7 protein-coding genes are annotated in these 6,141 nt (G+C 40.6%); 2 read left to right on the top strand and 5 right to left on the bottom strand.

What is annotated here, in order from left to right; genetic code table 11:
* Both HN459_00995 and argH read left to right on the top strand, forming a co-directional pair.
* Positions 1-1,224, top strand: a 1,224-nt coding sequence (locus HN459_00995; protein MBT3478018.1) for an argininosuccinate synthase, incomplete at its 5' end; no start/stop codon positions are given.
* Positions 1,217-2,407 (top strand): argininosuccinate lyase, encoded by a 1,191-nt coding sequence (argH, locus tag HN459_00990; protein MBT3478017.1) that lies wholly within the window; start codon positions 1,217-1,219, stop codon positions 2,405-2,407. The genes HN459_00995 and argH, both read left to right, overlap by 8 nt.
* Here argH and HN459_00985 read toward each other — a convergent pair.
* The 5 genes from HN459_00985 to aroE form a co-directional block, all read right to left on the bottom strand.
* Positions 2,387-2,773 (bottom strand): 3-dehydroquinate dehydratase, encoded by a 387-nt coding sequence (locus HN459_00985; protein ID MBT3478016.1) that lies wholly within the window; start codon positions 2,771-2,773, stop codon positions 2,387-2,389. The two genes, argH and HN459_00985, sit on opposite strands and share 21 nt — an antisense overlap.
* Positions 2,774-2,814: 41 nt before the next feature.
* Positions 2,815-3,885, bottom strand: coding sequence for a 3-dehydroquinate synthase (gene aroB, locus HN459_00980; protein MBT3478015.1), 1,071 nt, complete (start codon positions 3,883-3,885; stop codon positions 2,815-2,817).
* Positions 3,882-4,382, bottom strand: a complete 501-nt coding sequence (locus HN459_00975; protein MBT3478014.1) for a shikimate kinase — start codon at positions 4,380-4,382, stop codon at positions 3,882-3,884. The genes aroB and HN459_00975 overlap by 4 nt, the downstream gene beginning before the upstream one ends.
* Positions 4,382-5,542, bottom strand: coding sequence for a chorismate synthase (aroC, locus tag HN459_00970; protein ID MBT3478013.1), 1,161 nt, complete (start codon positions 5,540-5,542; stop codon positions 4,382-4,384). Before aroC ends, HN459_00975 begins: the two co-directional genes overlap by 1 nt.
* Positions 5,536-6,141: shikimate dehydrogenase (gene aroE, locus HN459_00965; GenBank protein MBT3478012.1), on the bottom strand; the 606-nt coding region annotated here is incomplete at its 5' end. The genes aroE and aroC, both read right to left, overlap by 7 nt.

Here is a 6,141-nt window from a genome sequence, read left to right as displayed (position 1 = left end):
CTGGATACATCCATTATACTGAAATGGTTGGTGAATAAAGGGTATGAGGTTATTTGTTTTGTAGGTGATGTGGGTCAAAAAGATGACTTTGAGGCGGTTGAAGAAAAAGCCATGGTTTTAGGTGCATCTAAAGTTCATATCAAAAACTTGCAAAAGAAATTTGTGACGGATTACATTTATCCCGCTTTGCAGGGAAATGCGCTGTATGAAGGACGATACCTTTTAGGGACATCCTTGGCCCGGCCAGTTTTAGCCAAAGAACAGATTGAAATTGCCCATGAAGAAGGTGCCACAATTGTTTCTCATGGATCTACCGGAAAAGGGAATGACCAAGTTCGGTTTGAATTGGCCTATTATGCTTTGGATCCAAAAATTCAGGTTTTTTCACCGTGGAAAGATGTAGACTTTTTAGATCAATTTAAAGGCCGCAATGATCTATTAGCCTACGCTGATGAATATAAAATTCCCGTGACGGCTACAAAGAAAAAATCATACAGCGAAGATGAAAACCTCATGCATATAAGTCATGAAGCAGGTGAATTAGAAGATCCTTCTGTCCGCCCCGATACGTCTGTTTTCAGCATGACAAATGGGATAAGTGATGCACCGGAAAAGGAAATATTATTGGAAATAAAGTTTGAAGATGGGATTCCAATCCAAGTTAAAAATCTGGATGACGGCACCACAAAGACGGACGGACTTGAACTGTTTTTATACTTAAATGAATTGGGCAGTGAGCACGGCATTGGCCGGGTGGATATGGTGGAGAATCGCTTTATCGGCATTAAATCAAGAGGAGTTTATGAAACGCCAGGAGCGACTATCCTCTGGGAAGCACACCGGGATCTTGAAGGTGTTGCCATGGATAAAGAAGTTATGCATATTCGCGACATGCTCATTCCCAAATTTGCAGAATTGATCTACAACGGATTTTGGTTTTCCCCTGAAATGGATTTTCTATTAACGTCAATTAGCAAGAGCCAAGAAGCAGTAGATGGCACCGTTCGGGTGGCTTTGTTAAAAGGAAATGTTATTTCCATCGGGCGGGAATCTCCAACCTCGCTCTATGACCAGAATATGTCTAGTATGGATGTGGAAGGGGGCTTTGATGCCACTGATTCTCAAGGATTCATCAATATTAACGCAATTCGATTGAAAGCACATTCACTCGTCCTCAACCGCAGGAATCCTTATAAATGGAGAAAGGATGTCAGCCATGAGTAAACTTTGGGAAAAGGGTGTTTTGTTGCATAAATCGATCGAGCGATTCACGGTTGGAAATGATCCTGAATTGGACTTGGCATTGGTACCCTTTGATTGTACTGCTTCTAAAGCACACGCAACAATGTTGGGTGAAATGGGGTACTTAAAAGGCGATGAGGTAATGCAACTTGTTGTGGCATTGGATCAAATAATACTTCTTCATGAAAAAGGTGATTTTAAGATTTCAGTTTCACAAGAAGATTGCCATACAGCTATTGAAAATTATCTTGTGCGTGAGGTGGGGGAAGTGGGGAAAAAAATTCATACAGCACGTTCAAGGAATGACCAGGTTTTAACGGCCCTTAGGCTTTATTACAAGGACGAATTGAACAAGATCAAAGCCTTGGCCGAACAGTGGATTGATACATTGAATCAATTCGCTAAAGAAAAAGAAAATATCGATTTCCCAGGATATACCCATATGCAGAAGGCTATGCCGTCATCAATTTCAATGTGGGCCGGCGCCTATGTGGACAGTATGAAAGATGACCTCAAGATACTTAATGTGGCTAAAGAATTAATCGACCAATCGCCATTAGGATCTGCGGCCGGTTACGGTGTCCCCATTAAAATTGATATAGAAAAGACGGGGAAAGAATTGGGTTTTGCCAAAGTACAGAAGAATCCGATTGCATGTCAATTGAGTAGAGGAAAGTTAGAGCTATCACTTTTACATTGCTTGAGCCAGCTTTTATTAACTATTAATAGGTTGGCTTCTGACCTTATTCAATTTTCAATGACCGAATTTGGATATTTTTCGCTCCCGGAGGAATTTTGTACTGGTAGTTCCATCATGCCGCAAAAGAGAAACCCCGATGTGTTGGAATTACTACGGGGCAGTTATCACGTTTTATTGGGGTATGAAACGCAGGTTAAAACACTCACAGCAAATCTTATTTCCGGATATAATCGAGATATTCAGTTATCCAAAGAACCTGTTATGCGAGGGATCAAATTGGTGAAAGTCTGTCTCGGTATTTCTGCTGCTGTTGTTTCTGGATTGAAAGTAAATAAGGATAAATGCCTAACGGCCATGACAGAAGAATTATACGCTACAGAAAAAGCCTACAAAATGGTAAAAGAGGGGATTCCCTTTAGAGAAGCTTACCGGAAAGTTGCAGAATCAATCAAAGACAGAAAGTAGTTTTTTTAGTCCTTCTAAGTATCCTAATTTTCCTTTTCCAGATATTTGTTTGATACAAACATCTTTGATTACCGAGACTTTCCGGAATATCTCACGGCTGTAAATATCGCTTAAATGAACTTCAACCGTAGGAATGTTCACAGATGAAATGGCATCTCTTAAGGCATAAGAATAATGAGTTAAAGCGCCCGGGTTAATGATAACGCCATCAGTATTCCCCAGGGCCTCATGGAGGCGATTAATTAGATCACCCTCGTGGTTGGATTGGAACCAAGTAATGGTATGAGACTCAGTTTCAGGCAGATCATTCAACCAATTTTCTATATCAGATAATGTTTCACTGCCATAAATATCCGGTTCACGCATACCGAGTAAATTCAAATTGGGGCCATTAATAATAATGATATTCAATTAAGTACCTTCAGAGATTGTTGAATTAATTCTTCAGTAACATGGGTGACAGTTGTGGCGTTTCCCAGTCCATCCAAAACTACAAAATTTAGGACACCCTTTTCTGATTTTTTGTCTGTTTTGATAAATGGCATTAAATGATTACCATTAATATGGCGTAATTGAGGTAGCGGTAAGCGGTTGATGGTTTTAGTTAAAATTGATTCCTCGTCTTTGGAAATTAGATTGAGTTTTTGAGAAATAAACCCGGCGCATTTCATTCCAAAAGCCACAGCTTCTCCATGGCGAATTATGCCATATCCCAGGTGAGATTCCAAAGCGTGGCCGATGGTATGTCCAAAATTTAGGATGCGGCGCAGATCACTCTCCCGCTCATCTTTTGAAACTACTTCCGCCTTAATTTCACAGGATTTAGCAATGGCTTCTTCAAATGGAAATGAATCAATATTTTCTAGCCAAGTAGAAATGTCATTTAAAAAAGTCCTATCCCAAATTGCTCCGTACTTAATAATCTCACCCAAACCTGCGATAACTTCTTCTTTAGGGAGGGAGTCCAAAATTTCCGGATCAATTAATACCCCTTTAGGTTGATAAATAGCTCCTACAAGATTTTTCCCCTCGGCGATATTAATTCCTGTTTTACCACCTATGGACGAATCCACCATAGCAAGTAGTGTAGTGGGTATTTGATAATATTCGATTCCTCGCATAAAAGAAGAAGCCACAAACCCGGCGACATCACCCACTACACCACCACCCAATGCGAGGAGCGTCGTTCGCCGGTCACAATTAAATTCAATCATTTGGCTGATAACGCGGCTGAATTCATTCATGCTTTTTGCTGCTTCACCAATGGGGAGAGTCACGAAATCAATGTCAAAACCGGCATCCTTTAATTGGGCCATGAGGTCAAAGCCAAACATCTCCATTAAATTATACTGAGAAACAATCACCCATTTTTGTCCATGATTATGGTCAGATAAAATTGATGCCGTTTGTTTCACCAATCCTGATTCTATATGGATTGGGTAAGATCGAACTCCCAGATTCACTTGAACGGATCTCAACAGTGAACCTGCTTAACAATATTTTCACTAATTTCATCAGGTGATTTCATGTCTGTGTCTATTATAATGTGAGCGGTTTCTTGATAGTCTTTTTTACGCTCATCCCAAATTTTAGTTAATTCTTGTATTCTTTCTTTTTCCTGCAAAAGAGGACGATCTATTGAGTTTTTTAATCGTTCCGCAATTTTAGAAATTGAGGCATGAAGAAGAACAATTTTTCCGGTGGAAAGAAGTTTTTCCCGATTCGTTTTGTTTAACACGATACCACCACCGCAGGCAACTAGTACATTGGAATTTTCTAAATGGGACAATGCATCCGATTCCAATTCTCTAAAATGAGACTCACCGTCTTCTCTAAATATATTTGAAACGGATTTGTTTTTTTTTACTTCAATATAATGGTCCAAATCCACGAAGGGGATTGCCATTGTTTTTGCAAGGATTTTTCCAACTGTTGATTTCCCTGACCCCATCATTCCAATTAAATAAATATTCATTAATATTTCGCTGTTGCTTTCATATGCGCTTTGAGTTGATCCATAGAATCACCGCCAAATTTTTCCAGAAGCGCATCCGCAAGGACAAAGCATAACATACTTTCTGCAATGATGGATGCTGCAGGAACAGCACATGAATCGGTCCTTTCCTTATGTGCATCTTTTGCTTCTTTGGAATGAATATCCACAGATCGAAGTGGTTTAATCAAAGTAGGGATGGGCTTCATGGCCATTCGTAAAACTATTGGTTGGGCGTTGCTCATACCGCCTTCAATGCCGCCGGCATTATTGGTATAACGGAAAAACTTCTCACCATCGTGACCAATTTCATCGTGGAGTTCACTACCGAATTTTTCTGCACCGGAAAATCCACCGCCAATTTCAATTCCTTTGAATGCATTTACGCTCATCATTAAAGCAGAAATACGCGCATGAAGTTTTCGGTCCCATTGGGTATGAGCGCCAAGACCGTAAGGTAATCCTGTGGCAATAACTTCAAAAATGCCACCGACTGAATCACCCGCATTTTTGGCATCGTCAATAGTTTGTATCATAGCTGTTTCAGCATCTTTGTTTAAACAGCGGACAGGTGACGCATCGGCAGTTTTACTTAATTGGTTTGGTGAAATACCATCGGGAGCTGAGCTTTCATCCTTAACATCATGGATTTCAACCACCCGGCTGCCTACTTCAATCCCAACTTCTTCCAGTAGTTTTCGGCAGACGGAACCCAATGCCACGCGCATAGTGGTTTCTCGGGCGCTAGATCGTTCCAGTACATTGCGGATATCGTCAAATCCATATTTCTGAACACCGGCTAAATCTGCATGCCCCGGGCGGGGGAGTGTCACCTTTCGGATCTCATCATCCACTGGCGATACGGACATTTTCTTTGTCCAGTTTTCCCAATCTTTATTACGGACAATGAGCCCCACCGGTGCACCTTGTGTTTCGCCGTGGCGAATACCACACCAAATTTCGGCGTAATCTGTTTCAATTTTCATGCGTCCACCGCGACCGTGGCCCATTTGACGCCGTGCCAAGTGAACACCAATATATTCTTCTGATATTTCCATTCCCGCTGGCATGCCATCTAAAATACCGAGAAGGCCCTGCCCATGGGATTCACCTGCTGTGAGAAACTTGAGTCGTGTTAACATAATTTTAGTTTTAGTACCTTTTTCAATGGGTCAAATTTAATTTTTTTTGATATCTTTTCCCCAAACCAAATATCCGCAGATGCCAGCCCTTGAGTAATGAACATATCCAACCCGCCAATGACTTCCGCACCTTTTTCTTTCCCTAATTCGAGCCATCGTGTTTCAATTGGATTATAAATTGTATCGACCAAAACTTGATCTTTTTGTATCTCAAATTCGGGTATGGCTTCAGTGTTGGGCCACATACCGAGTGGCGTGCAATTTATTATAAGTGTTTGGGTGTTTGAGTGTTCATGTGTTTGCGTATTAACTGAAATATTTGAATTGTTTTTAATCCATTTGACCAAAGTGTCAGCATTCTGTTTTGTTCGATTCATAATTGAAATAGAGTTTACATTGGATTGAATTAAGGCATACGCAACAGCTCGTGCTGCGCCACCGGCACCCAATATTAGACTATTCTTTTCTTTTAGATCGACACCGTTTTGTTCCATCGCTTTCGTGAACCCAATCCAATCTGTATTATATCCTATTCCATTATGGACACAATTTACTGCTCCAATTATTTGAGCAGATTCATCTAATTCATCTAAAAAAGG

Source organism: Candidatus Neomarinimicrobiota bacterium, from assembly GCA_018647265.1.
Taxonomy (GTDB): Bacteria; Fidelibacterota; Marinisomatia; order Marinisomatales; family TCS55; genus TCS55.
Note: the sequence above shows the minus strand (reverse complement) of the source record. Positions and strands in the feature narration are given on the sequence as shown.